Below are 24,817 nucleotides of genomic sequence, written 5' to 3'. Positions count from 1 at the left end.
GTCAGGCTCCTTCGGGGACGGTATCGGCGACGCTGGTGCTGCGGCCGTCGATGTGGATGCTGGTGCTGTTTGCCGCGGCGGATTCCGCCACTGCGTCAAGGATGTACTGGACGTTGAGCCCGTCCTGGAACGACGGGGACGGTGCGTGCCCGCCCTGGACCGCCAGGAGGAAATCGCGGATCTGGTGGGTGAAGGTGTGCTCCCAGCCGATGATGTGGCCCTGCGGCCACCACGCGGCCAGGTAGGGGTGTTCCGGTTCGTTGACCAGGATCCGGCGGAAACCCTGCTCCCGGGCAGGGGCTGTGGCATCGAGGAATTCGAGTTCGTTCAGGTTCTCAAGGTCAAAGCGGAGCGCGCCCTTGTCTCCATAGATTTCCACCGTCAGGGCGTTCTTCCTTCCGGTGGCAACCCGGGAGACCTCCACCGACGCGATGGCGCCGGAGGCGAGGGTGAGGGTGGCCCACGCGGCGTCGTCGACAGTGACGGGTTCCAGTCCGTCCGGGCCGGGCCTCTGGTCCACGAACGTGTGGAGGCGGCCCGAAACCCCGGTGACCGAATCGCCCAGCAGGAACAGCACCTGGTCGATGGCGTGCGAGGCGATGTCCCCCAGTGCCCCTGATCCGGCGGTTTCCTTGCGCAGCCGCCAGGTCATGGGCGCCTGGACATCAGCCAGCCAGTCCTGCAGGTAGGCTGCCCGGACCTGCCGCACGCTCCCTACCCTTCCTTCCGCAATGAGCTCCCGGGCCAGTGCCAGGGCAGGCACCCGGCGGTAGTTGAACCCCACCATCGACTGCACGTTCCGTGCCCGGGCGGCCGCCGCGGCGGTGGTCATGGTTTCCGCCTCGGCGAGGGTGTTGGCCAGGGGCTTCTCCAGCAGGACATGCTTGTTGGCTGCGAGCGCCGCGATGGCGATTTCGGCATGCATCCACCCGGGCGCGCAGATGTCCACGATGTCGATATCGTCCCGCGCGATGACCTCACGCCAGTCGGTGGCTGACTCCGCCCACCCGTACCGGGCTGCGGCCTCGGCCACCGCACCAGCGTCCCGGCCCACCAGCACCTTCTGCTCGATGGCGGGTACGTCGAAGAAGCTGGCCACATTCCGCCACGCGTTCGAATGGGCCTTGCCCATAAAGGCGTAGCCGATCATGGCCACGCCCAATGGCCGGTCCGCTGCTGCGGGTGGCTGTGCGGTAGGGGTTTCGGGAGTGCGCATAAAGGTGTGCCTGCTTCGCTTCGGTTAGAGGGTTGCGGTTTCCGGCGCCCAGTCCTCGGGGAGGGCGGGTGCGGTGCCGGCCGTGCTGGCTACGTCCACGAACGTGCCGGTTTCCACGGATTCCGCGATGGAGACCATGCTGTCCAGCACGTGGTAGGCCAGTTCGCCGGTGGCGCGGTGCTGGACCCCGGCGCGGAGGGACCTGGCCATGTCCAGGACCCCCATGCCGCGGCCGTTGGCCGGACCGGTCGCGGGGATAACGGTCCACTCGTCGTCTCCCGCACGCCAGAGCCGGATGTCGCCGTCGAAATTATTGGGGTCCGGGAGGGAAATGGTTGCTTCGGTGCCGGTGATTTCCACAAAGCCCATCCGGACGCGGGGGGATTCGAAGGAGAAGACGCTGTGCGAGGATGCGCCGGAGTCGAAGAGCGCCATCGCGGAGACGTGGGTGGGGACCTCGACGGTGAATTCCTCGCCTGCCTTGGGACCGGAACCGATCACGCGCACCTCCTTGGCCTTCGAGCCGACGGCGGCCACCTTGTTGATGGACCCGAAGGCCTGGACCAGTGTGGTGAGGTAGTACGGCCCCATGTCGAACAGGGGACCGGCGCCGTACTGGAAAAGGAAGGCCGGGTTGGGGTGCCACGATTCCGGGCCAGGAGTCTGGAACGTGGTCATTGCGGTCAGCGGCGTGCCGATATCCCCGCGCTGGATCAGCCGCAGGGCGGTCTGCAGGCCTGCGCCCAGGAACGTGTCCGGAGCACAACCGAGCCGGATGCCGGCGGCGTCCGCAACCTTCAGCAGACCCAGGCCCGATTCCCGATCCAGGCTGAACGGCTTTTCGGTCCAGACATGTTTTCCGGCTTTGACCGCCGCGGTGGCAACCTCCACGTGGGCGGCGGGGATGGTCAGGTTAACGATGATTTCGACGTCGGGATGGTTCAGGGCGGCGTCCGGGCCGCCCCATTCGGGGACGCCGTATTCCTTGGCGCGGGCCTCGGCTGCCTCAACGAAGAGGTCTGCGATGACCAGGACTTTCAGGTCGGGGAAGGTAGTGAGGTTGTCCAGGTAGGCCTTGGAGATGTTGCCGGCGCCGATGACGGCGACGCCCACGGGTCCGCGGCGGGTTGTTGCTGAAGGGGTGCTCATGCGCTGGCTCCTGCGGGGGTGTTGGCGGTGAGGAAGGCCAGGGAAGCGGCGATGCCCGCAAAAATGTCGCCGTCATAGTCGTCGAATTCCACCACGCCTACCTCCAGGGACTTCACGGCGGCAATGACGTCAAGGACCGGGACCAGGCCCTGGCCGGCCGGCTGCTGGGCTTTGGTGTCGGTGGTGAGCGGACCGTCCTTGATGTGGATCAGCTTCACCCGGTCGCCAAGCCTTTCAAGCACCTGCACCGGATCCTGGCCGCCCACCCCAACCCAGTACGTGTCCACTTCCAGGACAACCTCCGGATCCAGCAGGCCGGCAAAGTATTCCAGCGCCGTCTGGTCCCCGATGGTGGACTCCAGCTCCCACTGGTGGTTGTGGTAGCCCACCCGAATGCCGTAGTCCGCACCCTTTTTGGCGGCGTCGTTCAACTTCGCTGCCGTCGCCTCGATGTCTGCGGCTTCCTGCCAGTGCTCTGCGCCGATGAACGGATCAATCACCGTGGTGATGCCAAGTTCCCTGGCCGCCGCGAAAATCTGGTCCTGGTCCTGGCTGAGCAGCGGAGCGTGGCCGGACGGGGCCGTCAGGCCGTTTTCCTTCAACGCCGTACCGAGCTCCTGGGCTGTGGCCACAAAGTTGTACGGCTCCACCTGGGTAAAGCCGATTTCCGCTACCTTGCGGATGGTTCCGGGCAGGTCCGCGGACATGGCATCACGCAGGGTGTAGAGCTGGATTGAATACGGCATGTTTTCCTGGCTTCCTTGGCATGGGGGATGTGTTGTGCAGTACATTTCGGGTCTCCTGCAAACCTAAGGCCACTTCTGTCGAAGGTCAAGCAAAAGTTGCTGGCGTGACATATATAAGTGGGCGTGCTATCCATGTCGTATGCCCACATCCGGAGACCTGCTGCCCCCGCCCGCTGAAGCCGCGGGCAGCCACAGCCGTGCGGGGGGCCTGTTCCAGCTGCTGCGCGACGGGAAGGCCAGGACCCGGGCCGAACTTGCCCTCAGCACAGGACTTGCCCGGTCCACGGTCGCTGCACGGGTTGATGCGCTCATGCTGTCCGGACTGGTGGGACCGGCCGGGGAGGCGGTCTCCAGCGGCGGCAGGCCGCCGTCGCGCTTTGCCTTCAACCCGGCCGCGCGGGTGGTGCTGGCGGTCGACGTCGGCGCGACGCACGTGATCGTTGCCGTGACCGACCTGGGCGGAAAGGTCCTGGGCCAGCGCCGCGCCGTCCTGGATATTGCCGACGGCCCCAAAGTGGTGCTGGACCGCGTTGTCACGTTGGGCAGGGAGGTGCTGGCAGGTGCCGGCCGCAGCCTGCAGGAACTGGCCGGAGTCGGCATGGGCCTGCCGGGACCCGTGGAGCACAGCACCGGTACTCCCGTTAAGCCGCCCATCATGCCCGGATGGGACGGTTTTGACGTGGTCCAGTACATCCGGAAGTCACTGGCCGTCCCGGTCCTGGTGGATAACGACGTCAACATCATGGCGCTGGGGGAACGTGCGGCCCACTGGGCCGGGCACAACAACTTCTTTTTTGTGAAGGTGGCTACCGGGATTGGCGCGGGCATCATCAGCAGCGGTGCGCTCCAGCGCGGGGCGGATGGCACCGCCGGAGACCTTGGCCATGTCCGGGTGCCGCGGGGAAGCGGGGTGCTGTGCCGTTGCGGCAACCATGGCTGCCTCGAAGCGCTCGCTTCGGGCCCCGCGCTGGCCGCGGAATTGCGCGGTCAGGGACTGGACGTTGCAACGGGGGCGGATGTGCTCCGGCTCGCCGCTGAGGGGGAGGTCCGTGCAGTCCAGGCTCTCCGCCAGGCCGGACGGGACGTGGGTGACGTGCTGGCCACGGTTGTGAACCTGCTCAATCCGTCCGTCATTGTGATCGGCGGCAGCCTGGGCGAAGCCGGCGACCACCTGGTGGCGGGCATCCGGGAGGTCGTCTACCAGCGGTCGCTGCCCCTTGCCACGTCACGGCTGCACATCGGTGTGGCCCTGGCCGGCGCGAGTGCCGCCATCCTGGGCGCCAGCCAGATGGTGGCCCAGCATGTTTTGTCGCCGGCAGTCATCGATGCGACGCTGGCAGCTGCGGCCGGCGGCGTGTGAGGACGGATACTCCCACGCGCACCACGGCGCCGCTGGCGTTTCCGCCGGCGAAGCTGTGCTCGACTTCCATCACCCGAGCCCAGCGCCGGGTCTGCCTGCACGGTCTTGTATACAAGTAGACTTGTATGCGGAGGTGGCGCAATGCCAGAACAAACTGCCCGGAACACCGGTGCCCACGTCGTCTACGCAGAGCTGAAGCGCCGGATCCTGACGCTCGAGCTGAAGCCGGGGGAGCGGATCTACGAACCGGCGATGGCCGCCGAACTCCAGATCAGCCGGACGCCCCTGCGGGAGGCGATCCGGCGGCTCATTTCCGAAAGCCTCCTGGAGCAGCAACCAACGGGTGGCGTGCTGGTGCCGGACCTGGACGAAGTGGTGATTTCGGAGCTGTACGAGGTGCGCGCGGCCCTGGAATCCCTGATGGCGCGCAACGCCTGCCTCAAAGCGACGGCTGCCGACATCGAAGCGCTGGAGCGGATCCTGGCGCGTAACGCCGCCCTGGTGGAGTTTGCCGATGACGCAATGCAGCAGGGGATGGCCCTGCACGCCCAAATCGCCGGCATTGCCGGAAACTCGTGGGCCCATCGCGTCCATAGCCAGGTTTCCAGCCAGATGGAGCGGTACCGGCACTTCACCAACAGCACCCAGGACCGGCGCGATGCTGCCCTGGCCCAGCATCGGATCCTGGTGGCGGCCGTGGCGGCCGGGAATCCGGACGAGGCCGCTGCCATCGCGTTCGAGCATGTGATCGCCGCCCGGGACGCGTCCCTGCGGGCCATCACGCGCAACGGCCCGGTCACCCCGTGATCGGTGAACTCGGCCGCCGCTCGGCCACGGCCCTGCTGGTGCACTCCGCGCTGATCCAGGCCGTCACCTTCCTGGTCCGGCCGGCCGCGACCTACCGTGCCCTCGAACTGGACGTGCCCGGCTACGCCCTCGGACTCCTGGCCGCCAGCTACGCCGTCTTCCCGCTCCTGCTTGCCGTGCCAACGGGCGCACTGGTGGACCGCCTGGGCGAGCGCCGGCTGATGGCCATCGGATCCGCCGTTGTGCTGGCCAGTTCCGCCTTCCTTCTGGTGGCTGGCTCGTCCATTGCCACCCTGGTGATCGGCACTGCCGTGTTGGGCGCGGGCCAACTGGCGTGTGTGGTGGGACAGCAGGCTGTGGTGGCCAACAACGCCGTCGCAGCCAGGCTGGACTCGGCGTTCGGATACCTGACCTTCGCCGCATCGCTGGGCCAGGCCCTGGGGCCGCTTGCGATTGCACTGGTGGGCGGGGCCGTTATCCGCCCGGACACGCAGGCCATTTTCCTGCTGGCCGTGTGCATGGCCCTGGTCCTCTTCCTGACAACGTTTGCGGTGTCAGGAAGCGTCAGCAGCGGCATAAGGGGAACCGCCGCGCCGGGGAGAGGCGGTGGTTCCCTGGCATTGCTCAAGACCCCTGGCGTTGCCCGGGCCCTGGCCACCAGTGCCACCGTCCTGGCTGTGGTGGACCTGACGATGGTCTACCTTCCCGCACTGGGAACCGAACGGGGGCTGACGGCGGCCACCGTGGGTGCCATGCTGACCGTCCGGGCCGTTTTCTCAATGCTTTCCCGCATCCTGTTGGGCCGGGCTGCCAGGGCCATGGGGCGCATGCCGCTGCTGGTTGTCAGCCTTGTCCTGTCCACGGTGGCGCTGGCTGTTGCGGCGATCCCCATGCCTGCCTGGCTGCTGTTTGTTGTGATGGGGGTGCTGGGACTGGGGCTGGGGATCGGCCAGCCGCTCACCATGTCCTGGCTGTCATCCCGTGCCCCGGCGGGACAGCGGGGCCGGGCGCTGGCCTTGCGGCTTGCCGGCAACCGGGTGGGACAGGTGGTGCTGCCCGCCGCGATCGGCACCGTCGCTGCAGGGCTTGGCGCCGCGGGGGTGTTCCTCGTCTCCGCTGTTGTGGTGGGCGGAACGCTGGTGCTGCTCCGGGGCGTCAAGCTCGACTGACGTGCAGCAGGCTTGTTCAAGACTGGGCAGGCAGCAGCCGGGAACGCGCGCTTCGGTGAAATGGTGCACACTGATGGCGTGAGCGGAATTCCGTGGGTGCTGCACGTCGATCTGGACCAGTTCATAGCTGCCGTCGAAGTCCTGCGGCGGCCGGAGCTTGCGGGCCGGCCGGTCATTGTCGGCGGCCGGGGCGACCCTACGGAGCGGGCCGTGGTGTCCACGGCTTCCTACGAGGCCAGGGCCTTCGGAGTGGGATCCGGGATGCCACTTCGGATCGCGGCCCGGAAAGTCCCCGACGCCGTGATCCTGCCTGTTGACCAGGAGGCGTACCTTGAGGCGTCCGAGGCGGTTATGGCCACGCTGCGGGCGCAGCCGGCCGCCGTCGTCCAGGTCCTGGGCTGGGACGAGGCCTTCGTCGGCATCACCACGGCGGACCCGGAAGCGTACGCCCGGCAGTTGCAGGCGGCTGTGCTGGCCCGGACGGAGCTGCAGTGCAGCGTAGGCATCGGAGACACGCTGGTCCGGGCCAAGGTGGCCACCGGGTTCGGCAAACCGGCCGGCGTCTTCCGGCTCACGGCCTCGAACTGGCTGGACGTGATGGGGGACCGGCCCACCAAGGACCTGTGGGGGGTGGGGTCCAAGGTATCGGCCCGGCTGGCGAAACTTGGCGTCCGCACCGTGGCCGGGCTCGCCGCCTGTGATCCTGCAGCCCTGGTGCTGGAATTCGGCCCGAAGATGGGTCCCTGGTATGCCAGCCTGGGACGCGGGGACGGTGCCAGCGAGGTGGACGACACCCCCTGGGTGGCCCGCGGGCACAGCCGCGAAACCACCTTCCAGCAGGACCTCACCGGACCTGCCCAGGTGGCGGACGCCGTCAGGGAGCTGGTGGCACGGGTCCTGACGGATGTGGCGGCCGAAGGCAGGCCCGTGGTGGGGCTGACACTGAAGGTCCGTTACGCCCCGTTCCGCACCACCACACACGCGAAGAAGATCCCGGAAACCTTCGACCGGGACGAAATCCTTGCCAGGGCGGTGGAGCTGTCAGCCGCGATCGAGGAGGGGCAACCCATCCGCCTGCTGGGCCTGCGCGCCGAAATGGCCATGCCGGACGACGCGCGGACCGGACACACACCAACGCGCGGCGGCTGGTGAAGCGCCGGCCTCAACCGGTATGCCGCAACACGTCAGGGAGTTCATCCACGTACACCGTTTGCGGCGGGTCGAAGTAGATCACCAGCACCTCATCACCCACGGCAAAGCCGCTCACCCCGTCGAACGGGTGGGCGTGGAAGGCAGCAGTGCCACCCCGGTAGGAAAGCATCACCTCGCCGATGGTGCCCGGCCCGATCCGCCCGGAAACCCTTCCGATCCGGCCGGTCAGGCTCCGGTCGGCTTCCCTGTGCATCAGCTGTTCCTCAGGCGCCGGGAGCTGCCGGCGGCTGCTGGCCCGCCTGGCCCTTTTTCAGCGCCGACGCAAGGACCGGCAGGTAGTCGCCGGCCTGCGCGAGAATGCCGCCCAGCATCTTGTTCACACCTTCGCCGCCGTTCAGGACCGTCATATGGCCCACGTGCGAAAACGGCTCGGCCGCTGCCGCGATGATGGCGGGCATGTTCTCCGCGAGCTGCTGGGAGATCACCGCGTCCTGGTTGGTTCCCAACGCTTCGGCCCGCGCTTTGATGCCATCCGCTTCAGCCAGTGCCTTGGCCTTGATCGCCGAGGCCGCGGCATCACCCCTGGCCCGCGTGGCTGCGGCTTCTGCCTCGCCGGTGACCTTGGTGGCGCCTGCAGCGGCAGCTGCGGCGGTGGCATTTGCCTGCGCCTGCAGTTCCGTTCGGCGGGCATTGGCCTGGGCTTCGAGTTCGGTGCGCCGCGCCAGGGCCTCGGCCGCGCTGATGTCCGCGGCCTTTTGGCCTTCGGCGTCGGTGCGTTTGGCGTAGGCCTTGGCATCGGCGGGTTTCCGGACTGTGGTTTGGAGCTTCTGTTCCTCCCGGTCCGCCTCCAGTTTGGCCACCTCGGTTTCCTGGACCACCACCTGCTGCCGCGCCGTGGCGTCGGCCAAGGGTCCGGCCTGGGCGGCGTTGGCCCTGGCCCGCTCGGCGTTGGCCTGCGCCACAGACTGCCTGATGGCTGAGATGCTCTGCGCATCCGCGATCAGCGCGGCGGCCTCCGCTTCCTTTTCGGCTGCTTCACGGTTCCGGGTGGCCTCCGCGATGCGGGCTTCCATTTTCACCTGCGCGATGTGTGGCTTGGCGATGTTCTGGATGTAGCCCGTGGGGTCCTGCAGGTCCTTGATCTGCAGGGAATCAACCACAAGACCCAGCTTTTCCATTTCCACGCCGCTGGCGCTGCGGACCTGCGAGCCGAGTTTGTCCCGTTCGCGGATGATCTCCTCCACCGTCATGCTGCCGATGATGGAGCGCAGGTGGCCCTCGAAAACGTTGTAGACCTGGCTCTGCATTTTGGGCTGTTGGCCCAGGAACCGCCGGGCCGCGTTGGCGATGAAGGGCGGCGCATCCCCGATCTTGTAAATGACCACGCCCTCCACGATGACCTGGATGCCCTGGGAGGTGACGCAGGAGACTTTCAGTTCGGTCTCGTTCAACGTCAGCGATAAGGCCCGCACTGTCTGAAGCCCCGGAAGCACCAGCGCACCCTTACCGGTGACAATTTTGAAGTCCATCCCGGCCCGGGTTTCCGGCGTTCCCCGGGTCAGCCCGGAAATGATGAGGGCCTCGTTGGGTTCGGCCACCTTCCACATCAGCCGGGTGGCCCCCCAGATGAATCCGACCGCAACAAGTACTCCAAGAATGATGGCGATCAGGGGAAAGAATGCTGACAGGTCCGGCATGACCAGGTCCTTTCAAAGGGTATGGAACAGGCACCTCGGTAAAAATTCCACCCCATGCAGCCAGTGTGGGTGCGCCTTGCCGGAGAGTCCAGAGCCGGACCGGTATTTGCCTGCAGCACCAACAGACGGCCGACGGCGGCACTTGGCGGCCGCCGTCGGGCAGCCGATCCGCCCCGTCGCCCCAGCTGCCCTGGTGCGAAGCAAACTTAGTGATCTTGCTCCATCTTGGCGGCCCAACAGCGTGGTTAATGTGCAGATTCGGGCGCGCACCAGCATAGTTAAGCTTCTGGACTTGCGCTTTTTGGGTAAAGTCCCCGCAGGAACGCAGGACGGAAACGAACAGAGGCTTGAATTGGCAGGTAACGCAACCTTCCGGCATCACAACTCGGCGCTGCTTTCGGTAAGCAGTGTCGAGGCTCCCATGATCGTCAGCTCCACGGAGTTCGACCGCAGGCTGGCGTCCACGCTGCAGCGGCTGAAGTTCCCGCCGCGGCTGCTGGAACGCGTGGCAGGCATCACGCACCGGCGCTGGTGGGCGGCCGGGACCTCCTTCGATGATGCAGCCATTGAGGCCGGCGCCAAGGCCCTGGCTGAGGCCGGCATCAATGCCTCGCAGGTGGGGCTGTTGATCAACACGTCGGTGACCCGGCGCAACCTTGAGCCATCCGTTGCGGTGAAGATCCATCACGGCCTGGGCCTGCCGTCGTCGGCCATGAACTTTGACCTGGCCAACGCCTGCCTGGGATTCGTCAACGGCATGACCCTGGCGGCCAACATGATCGACTCGGGCCAGATCGACTACGCAATGATCGTCAACGCCGAGGATGCCCAGGGTACGCAGGAGGCCACACTGGCCCGGCTGCAACGGCCGGAAACCACCCGGGAGGACTTCAACCGGGAGTTCGCCACCCTGACGCTGGGCTCCGGTGCAGCGGCAGCAGTGCTTGGCCCCGCGGACCGGCACCCCGGTGCCCATCGGATTGTGGGCGGCGTGATGCGTGCCGGCACCGAACATCACGAATTGTGTGTGGGCGGCATTGACGGCATGTCCACTGACACCAAAGGCCTGCTCGACGGCGGCCTGCAGCTTGTGGTGGACGCCTGGCACGAGGCGCACCCCGAGTGGGACTGGGGCTCCATGGACAGGTACGTCACCCACCAGGTGAGCAACGCCTATACGCAGGCCATCATCGACGCCATCGACCTGGATCCTGACAAGGTGCCCATCACCTTCCCGCACTGGGGCAATGTGGGTCCGGCGTCCCTGCCCATGACCCTGGCCGCCGAAGCGCAGTCCCTGGAAGCCGGGGACCGGGTGCTGTGCATGGGTGTGGGCTCCGGCCTGAACACCGCAATGCTGGAACTCGTTTGGTAGCCGCCGGCTGGCCCGGGGTCCACCCGGAGTGGCCGCGGGAAGTTGATGTGCCATCCACCTCCGCAGCCGATGGGCCGGGAACGGTCCGCCGCTGGCACCTGCTGGACAACAGCGCCCAGCTGCAACGCCTGGGCCTGGAACCTGCCGGCACCCTACTCTGCGTCCACGGCAACCCCACTTGGTCCTACCTGTGGCGGACCCTGCTGGCAGCAGGGTCCAATCCCGCCCATCCCTGGCGCGTGGTGGCCGTGGACCAGCTGGACATGGGCTTCTCGGAACGGACGGGAACGTTCCGCCGGCTGGCCGACCGGATCAACGATCTGGGCGACCTGACTGATGCCCTGGGCCTGTCCGGCCCTGTGGTCACCGTGGGCCACGACTGGGGCGGTGTGATCAGCCTGGGCTGGGCCCTGGCGCATCCGGACGATCTTGCCGGGGTGGTGCTCACCAACACGGCCGTGCATCAGCCGCCGGAATCGGACATCCCGGCGGCGCTGCGGCTTGCCCTCCACCCGGCCGTGCATGGCTGGGGCACCACAACCTCTGACGCGTTCCTGCGGGTGACCCATGCGCTGGCCCACCCGCCGCTCTCCCCGGATATCCGGGACGCCTACATGGCCCCGTACCGCGGCGCGGACCGGCGGGCCGGCGTCGGAAATTTTGTGGCGGACATCCCCGTGGACGCCGGGCATCCCAGCTTTGCTGCGCTGTCCGGCGTCGCGGAACGCCTGCGCGGGTTGGAAGTACCGGCCCTGATGCTGTGGGGCCCCCGGGATCCGATCTTCTCCGACAAATACCTCAAGGACCTCGCCGGCCGGCTGCCGAACGCCACTATCCACCGCTTCGAAGGCGCCGGCCACCTGGTGGCCGAAGACCGCGACATTGCCACGCCGGTGTTCCAATGGCTCGCCGACCAGGGGACTCCGGCGCTGCCGGAACCTGCCGCGCCGGAACCGGTAGCTTTCACGCCGCTGTGGGACCAACTCGGGAAACTGGCCGCAGGGCCCGCCGCAACGGGGACCGCCGTCGCCGAAATGGCCGCGGATGGCACAGTGGACCGCTCGCTCAGCTGGCAGGACCTGGAACGCAACATCCTGGACCTCGCTGCGGGACTGCACGACGCCGGCGTGGAACGCGGCAGCCGGGTCAGCCTGATGGTTCCGCCCGGTGTGGACCTGACCGTCACGCTGTATGCCTGCCTCCGGCTGGGAGCCGTGGTGGTAGTGGCAGACGCAGGACTGGGAACCAAGGGCATGAGCCGCGCCGTCAAGGGAGCCACCGCCGATTTCCTCATCGGCATCGACAAGGCGCTGGCCGCCGCCTCGGTCCTTGGCTGGCCTGGCCGGCGGATCAGCGTCCAGGACCTTCCGGCCGCACGCCGGCGGCTCCTCGGGGTGGAAACGTCGCTGCAGGCGCTGGCGCGGGCAGGTGCCCCCGCCAGCGCGACCCACGTGATCGGAGCAGCAGATCCGGATGCCCCCGCAGCGGTGCTGTTCACTTCAGGGTCAACCGGGCCCGCGAAGGGCGTCCTCTACACACACCGGCAGCTGGCAGCGATGCGCGACACTGTGGCCGGCACGTTCGGGATCCGACCCGGCGCACGGCTGGTGGCGGGATTCGCCCCCTTCGCCTTGCTGGGACCAGCCCTCGGTGCGGTGTCCGTCACCCCGGACATGGACGTCACTGCGCCCCGGACCCTGACAGCACGCGCGTTGGGGGACGCCGCCGCGGCCATCGGCGCCACGGTGGTCTTCGCCTCGCCGGCGGCCCTGCGGAACGTTATCGACACCGAGACCGGCATGGGCGGCTCCAGCCGGGAGGCCCTGGCACGGATCGGCTTGCTGCTCTCCGCCGGCGCACCGGTCCCCGAACCGTTGCTGGCACAGGTGCAGCGCCTGCTGCCCCTCGCTTCCCTGCACACGCCCTACGGCATGACCGAAGCGTTGCCCGTCACGGACATCAGCCTCGGGCAGATCCGGCAGGCCGCCGCTGACGCAGCCGCCGGCACCGTGGCAGGAGCAGGCAACGGCGTCTGCGTGGGCTGGCCCGTCCAAGGCGCCCGCGTAGCCGTCATCCCGCTTGCCGCGGATGGTTCCGCGCCCGGCTCCGGACCCAGCACCGCGCCTGGCGTGACCGGGGAAATCCTGGTCAGTGCTCCACACGTCAAAGAGGCGTACGACAGGCTGTGGTTGGTCCAGCGCGGAAGCGTCTCCGTCCCGGGCTGGCACCGCACCGGTGACGTGGGCCATTTCGACGCCGCAGGCCGGCTCTGGGTGGAAGGCCGCCTCGCCCACATCGTCACGGCCCCCGACGCCACCGTGACGCCGGTGGGCGCCGAACAGGCCATCGAACGGCTCCCCGGCATCAGGTTGGCTGCCATCACCGGCGTCGGCCCGGCCGGCACCCAGGCCGTGGTGGCCGTCGTCGAGACCCTCCCACCGGTCCGCAAAGCGGGTCCAGCCACGCCTGAACTGGCCGGCCGCGTCCGCGGCGCTGCACGGGATGCGGGGGTTGACGTCGCGGCGGTGCTCGCGGTGCCTGCGCAGCCCACCGACATCAGGCACAACGCCAAGATCGACAGGACCAGGCTGGCGCGGTGGGCAGAACGCGTGCTGGCCGGCGGCCGGCCGGGGAAGCCGTGAGGGTCCTGGTAACGGGTGCCAGCGGACTGCTCGGCGGAGCGGTGGCGCGCCTTTTGGTCCACCAGGGCCACACGGTCGCCACCTTCCAGCGCCGCCCCTCAGGAGTCGACGGCGCCACGGACTTCCGCGGTTCCGTCACCAACGCGGGCGAACTTGACGCAGCGGTCCGCGGCGCGGAAGGGATCATCCACCTCGCGGCGAAGGTTTCCTTCACCGGCCGTGCCGCGGAATTTGACGAGGTGAACGTTGCGGGCACCCGCCGGGTATTGGACGCAGCCCGCGGGGCCGGCGTACGGGACGTGGTGTTTGTTTCCTCACCGTCGGTGGCCAATTCCGGCGCCGCCATCACCGGCCTGGCCGCGGAGCCTGCCGATCCCGTGCGGGCTCACGGCGATTACTCCCGCACCAAGGCGGAAGCAGAACTGCTGGCGCTGGCGGCGAACAGCCCGGAGCTGCGGGTGGCGGCGGTGCGCCCCCACATCGTCTGGGGCCCCGGCGACACCCAGCTGGTGGAACGGGTCCTGGCCCGCGCCAGGCACGGTCGGCTGCCCCTGCTCGACGCCGGCGCCGCCTTGATCGACACCACGTACGTGGACAACGCCGCCGCGGCCATCGTGGCAGCACTGCACCGCATGGACCACGTCAGCGGCCAGGCTTTGGTGGTCAGCAACGGTGAGCCCAGGCCAGTGGGCGAGCTGCTCGCGGGCATCTGCGCCGCCGGCGGCGTCAAGGCGCCCTCCTGGGCGGTGCCGGGTGTGCTGGCACGGGCCGGCGGAGCAGTGGTGGAGCGGCTCTGGACCTGGGCCGGCCGGAACGAGGAGCCGCCCATGACCCGGTTCCTGGCCGAGCAGCTGTCCACCGCCCACTGGTTCGACCAGCGGCGCACCCGCGAACTCCTCGACTGGACGCCCGCTGTGTCGCTGGACGACGGATTGGCGAAACTGGCCGCGCACTACGGGCCGGCCGGCCGCTGAGGGTTCCCGGGCGACACCCAAGGCCGCGCCGGCTGCGTCAGCTCAGCCGCACGGCGAATCGAGCGGGGGGAGCAGCACGTCATCGGCGCGCTGGATGGTGGGGGTAACAGCGAGTTCGGGTTCGGTGTCCTGAAGAATTTTTCCGAAGCTGAAATCGATGGTTTTGCTTTCCCCTGGCTTGAGGACGATCGTATGGACCGCCACGGGACGGCCCTGGTGCAGGTGTGGCGACAGGTCCACCGCCCGGCCGTCCTCGGTGACCGCCTCCACGTTCGCCTGCAGCGGACCGTAGGCCACAACATTCGTCCGGACTGAACCCGGTTCCACAGTGCGCCCGTCTCCGGTGACGTAGGCAGGCAGTGAGGTTGCTGCGTCCACGGGAGCGGTGTTGGTGCTTTTGACCCGCACGGTGGTTTGTTCGAAGCCCCCCCTGGGACAGGCTTTGACCAGCTGGACGGTGCGCCGCACGTAGTAGTCCATTTTGGCGCCGGTGTCATCGTTGAGGTAGATGCCGAACTGCGCGGGCGCAAGGCTGGGGCCGGAGATCGATCCGCCGAGGTCGTACCTGCCCAGGACATCCTGTTCGCCCGTTGCCACGGACCACACCCGGACCCGGCCTTCGGCTGTACCCTGGGTCAGCGCGGTCATGAGCCCGGCGGCTTCCGGCTTGCCGCTGGACAGAGCGCCGAAGATCTGCCGGGCGGCTCCCGCGAAGTACTCGTCCTGGCTTTTGGGCTGCGCTATTTTGGCGTAAACGTCCGAGAGCAGGGTGGGGACCACGTTTTGTTCGGTCAGCTCGGTTGGCAGGCCAACGGCGGCCGCCGCCACCAGTTCCAGGCCCGTGAATTTGACCGGGCCGGTCGCTGCGAGGATGTAGCTCAGGGCCACGGGATCGATGGAGATGACACCGTCCACCCCCTGCCCGGTTTTCCGTTCCCACATGGCCCTGGCCGTTGCGGCGGCGGAGGGGAAATCAGGCGTCAGGTTTACATCCTGCATGGCGGTGCCCAGCCGGGCCGTGTACAGGGCCAGCTGCTCCGGGTCGCTCCCGAGGGCCGGGGTCATGGTGCCGAGGTCCGCGGCGCTCCGTTGGGCGGACAGGGTCAGTTTTCCCCGGTCCAGGGTAATGACGGCCAAAGCGCCGGGGATTCCGCCTGATGCGCGGGATTCAGCGTTGTTTTGGATCATCAGGAGATAGTTGCGCGGTGCGTCCGCGCCCAGCATCGCCGGGGCCACCCTGGCTGCGTCGGCGGCTGCACTGAGGGCTCCGGTGACCTCCCGGAGTTGCCCGCGCGCCAGGTTCAGCTGATCGGCCACCTGCGGCCATACCCTTCGGTCATCAATGGCTGCGAGCCGGTCCGAGGAAGCCCGCACGGCGTCGGCGGCTGCAGCCACACTGGGTGCAGCGGCTTTCATGGGTTCCAGGTCGGTGCCGGATTCACGCGGGACCAGGGTGTCCCAATCCAGGGACGCCAGGACGTTAATCAGGGGCAGGAGCCCCAGCCTGGTGATTTCGTCGGCGGACCGCGCCACTTCCGTGACGGTGCTGAAGTTCGGTCCAGCCCAGGGGAGGCCGGACGCGGCCTCCCAGAGCGGGTCATGGGCGGCCCTGCTGGCCGCTGCGGTATGCAGCCGGATGCTTTCCGCCGTTCCCCGGGCGCCCGCAATGTCCGTTCCGGCCACCTGTTGCCGCATTTCAGGCATCAGCCGCGCGACGGCCTTCAGATCGGTTTCGATGGACGACGCCAGGTCTGCCACCCGGATCCAGGCGGCCAGGACCAGGATGAGCAACGCGGCCGCTGCGAGGATGAGCCACGTGCGGGGCGTGATCCGCCTGATGTGCGCACCGGCCCGGTGCCGCTCGCCAAGATGCCGGTGATGTAAGGGTTCCTGCGCTTCGGTGCTCATTGTCCAGCGGACCTGGCCCTTCGTCTTGCGGCGTCGCGGAGTCCCCCTTGGTGGATGACTCTAACGTGCTGACAGCGCGGCGTGTCAATGCTCAGCCCCCTAATTACTTTTGCGGGACCGGCGTTCCGGGGTCGCCCGTTGCTGCTGGCGGAGGGCCAGCAGCGGGAATGCAAGGATCGAGAGCATGCCGGCACCAACCAGCGCCGAAGCCATTCCACTGGTTATCAGGCCCTGGTCTTTCCCGATCGCGGTGACGGCGACAATGATCGGCAGTCCCGTTGCGCAGAACAGCATGATGGCCCGCTTGTCCGCGAAAGTGGAATGGGCCGGAGCGGCCAGCAGCGCCGGAAACCCGCGGATCACCAGCAGCAGGAGCAGAAACAGGGGGACCAGGGCCAGGGCAGCGGGGCTCCCGGTGAGTGCACCCAGGTCAAAATCGATGCCCGTATCGATGAAAAATACCGGCACCAGGAAGCCGAACGCAATCGCGTCGGTTTTGGCCTCGATGACTGTCCTGTCCTTTTCCGGCGCCCGCGCCATGGCAACCTTCCACAGGACACCGGCCGCGAAGGCTCCCAGCAGCATGTCCAGGCCCAGCACCATGCTCAGCACCACCAGGACGGTGAGGATGAACATGATGGCGCGGACGGCGAACTGGCCGCTGGTGTGAAGGGTCCTGGTGACCTGGGAATGGAGCAGCGTGTGCCTGGACCGGGACGCCAGGACAATGGCCAGGCCCGTCAGGAGGACAAAGCCCAGCAGCACGGCGGTTGCCGGGCCCAGCTGCCGGCCGCTGAAGAACACGGAGATGGCGATCAGCGGGCCGAACTCACCCGCCGCGCCGAGTGCGGTCACTGCTACGCCGAGTGGCGACCGGGACCGGCCCTCGTCGCGGAGGATGGGCAGCAGGGCGCCCAGGGCCGTGGAGGACAACGCCACGCCGATGATCACTGCCGCGCCCGCTGCCGGGACAAGGATGAAACCGGCGGCGATTCCAAGGGCCAGCGAGATGATCCACCCGGTGGCCGCGCGGTTGGCCGGCCTGCCGCGGATCAGCGCGAAATCGATCTCGTTGCCCGCAACAAAGAAGAGCATGGCCAACCCGAAGTCCGCCAGCGTGTCGGTGAACGCCGTGGATTGGATCCACCCCAGCAGGCTGGGACCCAGCAGGATGCCGAGGACAATTTCGAAGACCACAATGGGCACCTTGACTACCCGCTCAAGGAACCGGGCGGCCAGGGGTGCCAGGATGGCCAGCAAGGCAATCAGCACCAATGACGTGGAAAGGCCCTGCATCAGCGGCACCTCCGGCACCTTGGCTGCCCAGCGGAAGAAAGTAGTCCAAAGCTACCGCCGCCTGGTCCGGCGGCGCTACTGGTGTGGACGCCGGATCAGGGAATGATGCCGTCGCCGCGGTATCGGTCAAACAGCCTCCGGAAGGAATCATCAGTCCGGCGGTAGCCCTTGAAGCCTGCCTGCCGGCTCTTGCCCATGTCCGCGAGGACTTCCATGGTGCGTCCCAGGTCAGCGTCCGTATGCCACCACGAAGCTACCCTGCCCAGGTCGGATTCGACCAGTCCGTGGCCGGCTGCGATCCTCGACCACTCTTTTTCCATGCCCCGCATCTGCTCTTCGAGGGGCCGTGGCGCGTCCTTGAAGCCTTCGGCTGTGACGCCGAAGCAGGCCGCCAGCTTTGGCCACATCCAGCGCCACCGGAACACGTCCCCGTTCACCACGTTGTAAGCTTCGTTGCCCGCCTGCTCCGTCGTGGCTGCCCAGACCATATGTTCCGCCAGCAGGTCCCCGTCGGTCATGTCGGTGAGGCTGTTCCACTGGGTTTCCGAGCCGGGGAAGATGAACGGTTTGCCCAGTTCCTTGCACAGGGTTGCCTGCGCCGCCAACGTGAGGCCCATGTTCATCGCGTTACCCACCGCGTGGCCGATCACCGTGTGCGAACGGTGCACGGACCAGCGGAACCCCTGCCGCGCTGCTGCCGCCCACAACTCATCTTCCTGGGCGTAGTAGAAATTCGGAACCGGCAGCCGGGGTTCCTCCTCGCGGAACGGTGTATCCGGAACCGGTCCCGCACCGTAGGACTCGAAAGGCCCAAGGTAGTGCTTCAGCCCGGTCATCAGGGCTACGTGCTCCACCGGGGCATGGGCCAGGGCCCGGAGCAGGTTGCGGAGCATCGCGGCGTTGACGCGGATGTTTTCCTCTTCCGAATCCTGCCTGGCCCATGCCGTAAAGAAGACGTGCGTGGGTTCGGCCCCGGCCAGTGCCCCGGCAAGGCTGGCCGGTGACATCAGGTCCGCGGCGATGTGCCTCGCGGTTGAGCCGGCGACCGGGGTCCGTGAGAGTGCCAGGACCGTCCAGCCGCCCTCCCGCTCCAACTGCTCAATGATGGCCGAGCCGGCGATTCCGCTGGCCCCCACCACCAGTGCTGTCCGGGTGGGCGTGTCCGTTGGGCGGGTGTCCGGAGTAGTCATTGGGGTTCCTGACTGTCGTTGGGTTGCGCCGGTCCAGTCTTTGGTGGGACCTGGCGCCGGCGGTGGGCGCTTTGTGGGGCGCCCGTCCGATTCTCTCCCATCCGGCGGCCGCGGTGGGGGATGCCGTGCCCAGGGCTGGCGCGGGCACTATGCTGTGCACAACAGCGTCCTGACCGGCTCCCCGGGTCCGGCCTGCACGGACACCCGAATTCCAGCACCAGCTGCACGAAGGAAGTTGCCATGGGAACAGAACAAGCCAACGACGGCTTCGGTACCATCTCCGTCGCCGCCATCCTTGCCGAGTCAGCTGCCCGCAGGGCCGACGCAGTCGCATTGATCGTGGGTGACGAAAGTGTTACCTATGCCGCTCTCTGGGACCAGGCCAAGGCCTACGCCGGGGCACTGCGGGACCGCGGCGTGGGCCCGGGCGTGCCCGTGGCCATCCTGGTCCCCAACGTGGCCGACTTTGCCCGCGTTTACTTCGCGGTCCTGGCCCTGGGCGGCATCGTGGTGCCTGTCCATGCGCTGCTGAAGGCACGGGAAATCGAGTACGTGATCCGCGACAGCGGCGCGGAGCTGCTGGTCTGCGCGGCGCCGCTGCTGCCGGAAGGCGAACCGGGCGCCCGGGCCGCGGGAACCCCGGTCCTGACCGTCCTGGCGGCCGAGGCAACGGACGGACTGCCACGCCTCGAAGACGCGGCGGCGGATGCCGAACCTATCCGGACGTACGTGCCGCGCCGGCCGGAGGACACGGCAACCATCCTGTACACCTCGGGCACCACCGGGAAGCCAAAGGGGGCGCTGGGAACGCATTTTGCGCTTGTGGAGCAGGTGAACGTGCTGCTCACCAGTACATTCGACCTCCGCGCTGGAGACAAAATATTCGGCGGGCTTCCGCTGTTCCACACGTTCGGCCAGACGTGTGTGCTCAACGCCGGCCTGCGCGCCGGGGCCACCGTGGTGATGCTGCCGAGGTTCACCGGCGCGGCAGCATTGGACCTGGTGCGCCGCCACAACATTGACATCTTCTTCGGCGTCCCCACGATGTACATGGCCCTCCTGGAAGCGATCAGGGCCAGTCCGGGCCGCCCCGAGGGACTGAGGTATGGCATCTCGGGTGGCTCCTCCCTTCCCGTGGCCGTGATCGATCGCTTCCGCGAACTTTTCGGCGTGGAGATCTACGAGGGCTACGGGCTGACGGAGACGTCCCCGGTGGCGAGTTTCAACCATGTGGGCACCACACCGCGTCCCGGAACCATCGGTACTGCGATCTGGGGAGTGGAGGTGGCCATTGCCCGGCCGGAGGTGGCCGATGCCATCGAACTGCTTCCGGCAGGTGAGCTGGGCGAACTGGTGGTCCGGGGCCACAACCTGTTCAAGGGGTACCTGAACCGGCCCGATGCCACCGCCGAAGCCCTGGTGGACGGCTGGTTCCGGACGGGGGACCTCGGTACCAAGGACGGGGACGGCTACCTGCGCATCATGGACCGCAAGGGCGACATGATCATCCGGAACGGCTACAACGTCTACCCGCGGGAGGTCGAGGAAGTCCTCAGCCAGCATCCGGACGTGGCCACGGTGGCGGTTTTCGGGGTACCGCATGAGGTCCATGGCCAGGAGATCGCCGCGGCTGTGATCGCCGTGCCCGGCAGCACCGTGACGACCGGGGAACTGGCGGAATTTGCGCAGGCCCGGCTAGCGGCCCACAAGTACCCCCGCCTCATCGAGCTGCGGACCGAGCTGCCCCTGGGCCCCAGCGGGAAAATCCTGAAGCGGACCCTGCAGGCGTCGTTCGGCGACGATGCCGAAGCCTCCCGGACCAGGGGTCAGTAGCTGCCGGGGGTCCCGCCGTCGTCAGTCCGGGCAAATTCCGCCGCCAGCGCCTCGCTGCCCCGGGCCAGGAGGGCGACGTCGGCGCCCACCAGGATGAAGGCGGCCCCAACGTCGAGGTAGTGCCGGGCGGTGGCGGGGTTGAAGGCGTTGACGCCGGCGGGTTTGCCGGCAGCCTTCGCGGCGGCGAGGCAGTGTTCGACGGCGGCCATCACCGTGGGGTGTTCCTGCTGTCCGAGAAGTCCCATGGACGCGGCGAGGTCGGAGGGGCCAAGGAAGATGGCGTCCACGCCGTCCACCGCGAGGATTTCCGCGACGGCGTCGACTGCGGCGGCTGATTCGATCTGCACGGTGAGGCTGATGGTGTCGTTGGCCCGGGCCAGGTAGTCCGGGACGCGGTTCCAGCGGGCGGCCCGGGCCAGGGCGGATCCGACGCCCCGGACGCCGTGGGGCGGGTAGCGGGTGGCCGCGACCGCCGCTTCGGCGTCCTGGACCGAGTGGACCATGGGGATCAGCAGGTTCTGCACGCCGAGGTCGAGGTACTGCTTGATGAGTACGGTGTCGTTGACCGGCGGCCGGACCAGCGTGTGGACGGGGTAGCCGTGGATGGCCTGGAGCTGGGCGAGGATGGATTCGAGTCCGTTGGGGCTGTGCTCGGCGTCCACCAGCAGCCAGTCCAGGCCGGAGCCGGCGCAGAGCTCCGCGATGAGCGGGCTGCCGGAGCACACCCACATCCCGGCCAATGGCCTGCCGGCGTTTTCTTTTTGATGGCGCAGGGTGTCCCGGAAGGTGTTGTCTAGTCGAAGCGGCATGTGACACTCCCGAGGGGTCCGTAGTCTGCGTGCACCGTATCGCCTTTGGCTACCCAGAGGGGACGGGTGAAGGAGCCTGCCAGGATGATGTCGCCGGCTTTGAGCGTGTCCCCGTGGGCGGCGATTTTGTTGGCGAGCCAGTGCACTCCGTTGGCCGGGTGGTCCAGGACTCCTGCCGCGACTCCCGTTTCTTCGACGGTCTGGTTTTTGTAGAGGATGGCGGAGACCCAGCGGAGGTCCACGGCGTCCGGTTTCACCGGGCGCCCGCCCACCACCATGGCTCCCATCGCGGCGTTGTCCGCGATGGTGTCCACGATGGTCCGGCCCTCCATTTCGATCCGGGAGTCCAGGATCTCCAGGGCCGGAACCACGTAGTCGGTAGCGTTCAGGACATCGAAAATGGTGCAGCCCGGGCCCTTGAGCGCTGACTTCAACACAAACGCGAGCTCCACCTCCACCCGCGGGTGCGTGTACTTGTCCCAGGCCACGGAGCAGCCGGTGTCGAGGACCATGTCATCGAAGATGGCGCCGTAATCCGGCTCGGTGATGCCCGTGGCGGCCTGCATGGCCCTGGACGTGAGGCCGATCTTCCGGCCCACCAAGGTGCGGCCGGCTTCCTCGTTCCGCCGTCGCCAGAGCTGCTGCACGGCGTAGGAATCGGCCACCGTCATGCCCGGGTAGCGGGCAGTGAGCCGGGGGACCGGCGTCCGGGAGCGGCCGGCCGCCACCAACTCATCCGCGATGGCCTCAATTGTGGATTGGTCCAGGGTCACAGCTGGGCCCCGAGCTTGAACCCTTCGGCGGCGCCGTCGCCGGTGGGCCGGGTGTAGGAGAAGCCGTCAGCCCCGACGGTGACGGCCATTTCGCTTTTTTCCTCCCGGACGATCACCGGTTGCGGGTTCCCGTCCAGGTCCAGGACCAGGGAAGCTTCCGTGTACCAGGAGGGGACCACCGGGTTGCCCCACCAGTCGCGGCGCTGGTTGTCGTGCACGTCCCAGGTGATGGTGGGGTTGTCGGGGTCGCCGGTGTAGTAATCCTGGGTGTAGATCTCGATCCGGTGGTTGTCCGGGTCCAGGATGTAGAGGTAGAAGGCGTTGGAGACGCCGTGCCGGCCGGGGCCGCGTTCGATCCTGTCGCTGATGCGCAGGGCGCCCATCTTGTCGCAGATCTGGATGATGTTGTGCTTTTCGTGGGTGGCGAACGCGACGTGGTGCATCCGGGGCCCGTTGCCGCCGGTCAGGGCGGTGTCGTGCACGGTTTGCTTGCGGTGCATCCACGCGGCGTACGTGACGCCGTCGGCATCCTTGATGTCTTCGGAGACGCGGAAGCCGAGGTCTTCGAGGTAGGCGCGGCCGCGGGGAACGTCCGGGGTGACCTGGTTGAAGTGGTCCAGGCGGACCAGTTCTCCGGCGGAGTAGAGGTCATAGCGCTGGGTGAGGCGTTCGACGTGTTCCACATCGTAGAAGAACTCGTACGGGAAGCCCAGGGGGTCCTCCACCCGGACGGAGTCCCCAACGCCTCTGGTGAAGCCTTCCTTGCGGCGCTCAACCCGGCAGCCCAGTTCGCGGTAGTAGGCTTCGGCGGCGTCCACTTCGGCGGCGGACTTGACCCGGTAGGCGAAGGCGGCCACCGCGGCGACGGGGCCCTGGCGGAGCACCAGATTGTGGTGGATGAACTCCTCCAGGGACCGCAGATAGATGGTGCTGCCGTCTTCCTCGGTGACGTGCAGGCCCAGGACATCCACATAGAACTCGCGGGACTTGGCGAGGTCGGTGACCACAATTTCCATGTAGGCGCAGCGGACAATGTCCGGAGCCGGGGCGGTGGGGGTGGGAACAAAATTCGTCATGGTGCGCTCTCTTCGTTGAAAGGGTCTCGAGGCCCAACTAGGTCGCAGTTGTTGTCGTTTTGGGGGCCCATAACGACAACAACTGCGAGTCAGTTGGGCGGGGTGGTGCTTAGGCGCCGAACTTGGGGGTGTGTACCGCGCCGAGGCTGATGTGGACCGCCTGCTGGTCGGTGTAGAAGTCGATGGAGCGGTAGCCGCCTTCATGGCCCAGCCCGGAGGACTTGACGCCACCGAACGGGGTGCGGAGGTCCCGGACGTTGTGGCTGTTGAGCCACACCATGCCGGCTTCGACGTTCTGGGAGAACGTGTGCGCCCGGGTCAGGTTCTGGGTCCAGATGTACGCGGCCAACCCGTACTTGGTGTTGTTGGCCAGGGCGAGTGCTTCGTCGTCGTCCTCAAACGGCGTGATGGCAACAACGGGGCCGAAGATCTCCTCCTGGAAGATCCGGGCGCCGGGCCCGACGTCGGCAAACACCGTGGGTGCGATGTAATTGCCTTCGGGGAGGTGGTCGGGGCGGCCGCCGCCGGCCAGGAGCCGGCCCTCGGATTTGCCGATCTCCACGTAGGAAGCCACTTTTGCGTAATGCTCCGGGTGGACCAGTGCGCCCACCTGGGTCCGGGGATCGTGGGGATCGCCCACCACGATGTTCCTGGCCCGGGCGGCGTACTTCTCGCAGAACTCCTCGTACACGGCGCGTTCCACCAGGATGCGGGAGCCGGCGGTGCAGCGTTCGCCGTTGAGCGAGAAGACGCCGAACAGGGCGGAGTCGATCGCGGCGTCCAGGTCGGCGTCGGCGAACACGACACACGGTGACTTGCCGCCGAGCTCCATGGACAGGCCCTTGAGGTTGGCCGCGGCGTTGCGGAAGATCGTCTGGCCCGTGGTCGTCTCGCCGGTGAAGGAGATCAGCGGCACGTCCGGGTGCTTCACGAGCGCGTCGCCGGCCTCCTCACCCAGACCGTTGACCAGGTTGAACACGCCGTCCGGAAGCCCGGCGTCCTTGAAGATCTGCGCCCACAGCGACGCCGAGAGAGGGGTGAATTCCGCCGGCTTGAGCACCACGGTGTTGCCGGTGGCCAGCGCCGGGGCGAGCTTCCAGGACTCCAGCATAAAAGGGGTGTTCCACGGCGTGATCAGGCCGGCCACACCAATGGGCTTGCGGTTCACATAGTTGATCTGGGCACCCGGGACCTTCATGGCGTCATCGAACTGGGCCACAATCAGGTCCGCGAAGAACCGGAAGTTCTCCGCCGCGCGCAGGGCCTGGCCTTTTGCCTGGGTGATGGGCAGGCCGGTATCAAACGTCTCAAGTTCCGCCAGGCGGGACTCCTGGGCCTCCACGGCGTCGGCGATCCTGTTGAGGATGCGGGCGCGTTCGCGTGGCTTCATCCTGGGCCACGGGCCGTTCACAAAGGCGTCACGGGCGGCGGCCACGGCCAGGTCGATGTCCTCCTTCTGCCCGGCCGCTGCGGTGGCGTAGTTGGTGTTGGACACCGGGTCCAGGACATCGAAGGTTGCCCCACCTACGGAATCAACAAACCGGCCATTGATGTAGTGCTGGATGTGGCCGGGCAGGTCCTGGGGGACGTAATGCGTGGCTGTGGTTTGTGCAGGAGTCGTCATCGTTGAGGTCCTTGTCCGTTG

20 protein-coding genes are annotated in these 24,817 nt (G+C 67.5%); 8 read left to right on the top strand and 12 right to left on the bottom strand.

Going from position 1 to position 24,817, the window contains the following annotated elements; translation table 11 throughout:
* Window position 1: 1 nt before the first annotated feature.
* From ACU18_RS08980 to ACU18_RS08970, 3 genes are read right to left on the bottom strand one after another with little or no spacing between them, the layout of a single operon-like run.
* Complete coding sequence (locus ACU18_RS08980) at window positions 2-1,216, bottom strand: Gfo/Idh/MocA family protein (protein ID WP_050685202.1); 1,215 nt, start codon at window positions 1,214-1,216, stop codon at window positions 2-4.
* A gap of 24 nt (window positions 1,217-1,240) precedes the next feature.
* Window positions 1,241-2,365 carry a Gfo/Idh/MocA family protein gene (locus ACU18_RS08975; protein WP_050685201.1) on the bottom strand — a complete coding sequence of 375 codons (1,125 nt, stop codon included), beginning with the start codon at window positions 2,363-2,365 and terminating at the stop codon, window positions 1,241-1,243.
* Complete coding sequence (locus ACU18_RS08970; protein ID WP_050685200.1) at window positions 2,362-3,111, bottom strand: sugar phosphate isomerase/epimerase family protein; 750 nt, start codon at window positions 3,109-3,111, stop codon at window positions 2,362-2,364. The genes ACU18_RS08975 and ACU18_RS08970 overlap by 4 nt, the downstream gene beginning before the upstream one ends.
* Before the next feature lie 139 nt (window positions 3,112-3,250).
* Between ACU18_RS08970 and ACU18_RS08965 the strand changes: the two genes are divergently transcribed.
* The 4 genes from ACU18_RS08965 (at window position 3,251) to ACU18_RS08950 (ending at window position 7,599) form a co-directional block, all read left to right on the top strand.
* On the top strand, window positions 3,251-4,471 hold the full coding sequence (locus ACU18_RS08965; protein ID WP_050685199.1) for an ROK family transcriptional regulator: 1,221 nt from the start codon (window positions 3,251-3,253) through the stop codon (window positions 4,469-4,471).
* Between the two features lie 141 nt (window positions 4,472-4,612).
* On the top strand, window positions 4,613-5,278 hold the full coding sequence (locus tag ACU18_RS08960) for a GntR family transcriptional regulator (RefSeq protein WP_050685198.1): 666 nt from the start codon (window positions 4,613-4,615) through the stop codon (window positions 5,276-5,278).
* Entirely contained in the window at window positions 5,275-6,447 is a 1,173-nt protein-coding gene (locus tag ACU18_RS08955) for an MFS transporter (RefSeq protein WP_050685197.1), read from the top strand. Before ACU18_RS08960 ends, ACU18_RS08955 begins: the two co-directional genes overlap by 4 nt.
* Window positions 6,448-6,507: 60 nt before the next feature.
* Window positions 6,508-7,599, top strand: coding sequence for a DNA polymerase IV (locus ACU18_RS08950; RefSeq protein WP_197273548.1), 1,092 nt, complete (start codon window positions 6,508-6,510; stop codon window positions 7,597-7,599).
* A 10-nt stretch (window positions 7,600-7,609) separates the two neighbouring features.
* Here ACU18_RS08950 and ACU18_RS08945 read toward each other — a convergent pair whose 3' ends face one another.
* Complete coding sequence (locus ACU18_RS08945; protein WP_157370990.1) at window positions 7,610-7,852, bottom strand: hypothetical protein; 243 nt, start codon at window positions 7,850-7,852, stop codon at window positions 7,610-7,612.
* A gap of 10 nt (window positions 7,853-7,862) precedes the next feature.
* Window positions 7,863-9,296 (bottom strand): SPFH domain-containing protein, encoded by a 1,434-nt coding sequence (locus tag ACU18_RS08940; protein ID WP_050685196.1) that lies wholly within the window; start codon window positions 9,294-9,296, stop codon window positions 7,863-7,865.
* A gap of 352 nt (window positions 9,297-9,648) precedes the next feature.
* On the opposite strand from ACU18_RS08940, the gene ACU18_RS08935 reads away from it, so the two are divergent.
* From ACU18_RS08935 to ACU18_RS08925, 3 genes are read left to right on the top strand one after another with little or no spacing between them, the layout of a single operon-like run.
* Entirely contained in the window at window positions 9,649-10,671 is a 1,023-nt protein-coding gene (locus ACU18_RS08935) for a 3-oxoacyl-ACP synthase III (protein WP_050685225.1), read from the top strand.
* On the top strand, window positions 10,665-13,313 hold the full coding sequence (locus ACU18_RS08930) for an alpha/beta fold hydrolase (RefSeq protein ID WP_050685195.1): 2,649 nt from the start codon (window positions 10,665-10,667) through the stop codon (window positions 13,311-13,313). Before ACU18_RS08935 ends, ACU18_RS08930 begins: the two co-directional genes overlap by 7 nt.
* Window positions 13,310-14,287: an NAD-dependent epimerase/dehydratase family protein gene (locus ACU18_RS08925; RefSeq protein WP_050685224.1), complete on the top strand. Its 978-nt coding sequence runs from the start codon at window positions 13,310-13,312 to the stop codon at window positions 14,285-14,287. Before ACU18_RS08930 ends, ACU18_RS08925 begins: the two co-directional genes overlap by 4 nt.
* 42 nt (window positions 14,288-14,329) lie before the next feature.
* Here ACU18_RS08925 and ACU18_RS19620 read toward each other — a convergent pair whose 3' ends face one another.
* From ACU18_RS19620 to ACU18_RS08910, 3 genes are all read right to left on the bottom strand, one after another.
* Window positions 14,330-16,195, bottom strand: coding sequence for a DUF4012 domain-containing protein (locus ACU18_RS19620; RefSeq protein ID WP_157407651.1), 1,866 nt, complete (start codon window positions 16,193-16,195; stop codon window positions 14,330-14,332).
* Window positions 16,196-16,294: 99 nt separating this feature from the next.
* Window positions 16,295-17,491: a cation:proton antiporter gene (locus ACU18_RS08915; protein WP_050685194.1), complete on the bottom strand. Its 1,197-nt coding sequence runs from the start codon at window positions 17,489-17,491 to the stop codon at window positions 16,295-16,297.
* 95 nt (window positions 17,492-17,586) lie between these two features.
* On the bottom strand, window positions 17,587-18,681 hold the full coding sequence (locus ACU18_RS08910; RefSeq protein ID WP_050685193.1) for an SDR family oxidoreductase: 1,095 nt from the start codon (window positions 18,679-18,681) through the stop codon (window positions 17,587-17,589).
* 240 nt (window positions 18,682-18,921) lie between these two features.
* On the opposite strand from ACU18_RS08910, the gene ACU18_RS08905 reads away from it, so the two are divergent.
* Window positions 18,922-20,514, top strand: a complete 1,593-nt coding sequence (locus ACU18_RS08905; RefSeq protein ID WP_050685192.1) for a long-chain-fatty-acid--CoA ligase — start codon at window positions 18,922-18,924, stop codon at window positions 20,512-20,514.
* Here the strand turns inward: ACU18_RS08905 and ACU18_RS08900 are convergent.
* From ACU18_RS08900 to hpaE, 4 genes are all read right to left on the bottom strand, one after another.
* Entirely contained in the window at window positions 20,508-21,323 is an 816-nt protein-coding gene (locus tag ACU18_RS08900) for an HpcH/HpaI aldolase family protein (protein WP_197273547.1), read from the bottom strand. The genes ACU18_RS08905 and ACU18_RS08900 overlap by 7 nt on opposite strands.
* Entirely contained in the window at window positions 21,308-22,096 is a 789-nt protein-coding gene (hpaH, locus tag ACU18_RS08895) for a 2-oxo-hept-4-ene-1,7-dioate hydratase (RefSeq protein WP_442853705.1), read from the bottom strand. Before hpaH ends, ACU18_RS08900 begins: the two co-directional genes overlap by 16 nt.
* Complete coding sequence (hpaD, locus tag ACU18_RS08890) at window positions 22,093-23,172, bottom strand: 3,4-dihydroxyphenylacetate 2,3-dioxygenase (RefSeq protein WP_050685190.1); 1,080 nt, start codon at window positions 23,170-23,172, stop codon at window positions 22,093-22,095. Before hpaD ends, hpaH begins: the two co-directional genes overlap by 4 nt.
* A gap of 109 nt (window positions 23,173-23,281) precedes the next feature.
* Complete coding sequence (gene hpaE / locus ACU18_RS08885) at window positions 23,282-24,796, bottom strand: 5-carboxymethyl-2-hydroxymuconate semialdehyde dehydrogenase (RefSeq protein ID WP_050685189.1); 1,515 nt, start codon at window positions 24,794-24,796, stop codon at window positions 23,282-23,284.
* Window positions 24,797-24,817: the final 21 nt, after the last annotated feature.

Source organism: Arthrobacter sp. ZBG10, from assembly GCF_001238605.1.
Classification (GTDB): Bacteria; Actinomycetota; Actinomycetes; order Actinomycetales; family Micrococcaceae; genus Arthrobacter.
The sequence above is the reverse complement of the archived record's forward strand: the minus strand, read 5'-3'. Positions and strand labels throughout refer to the sequence as shown.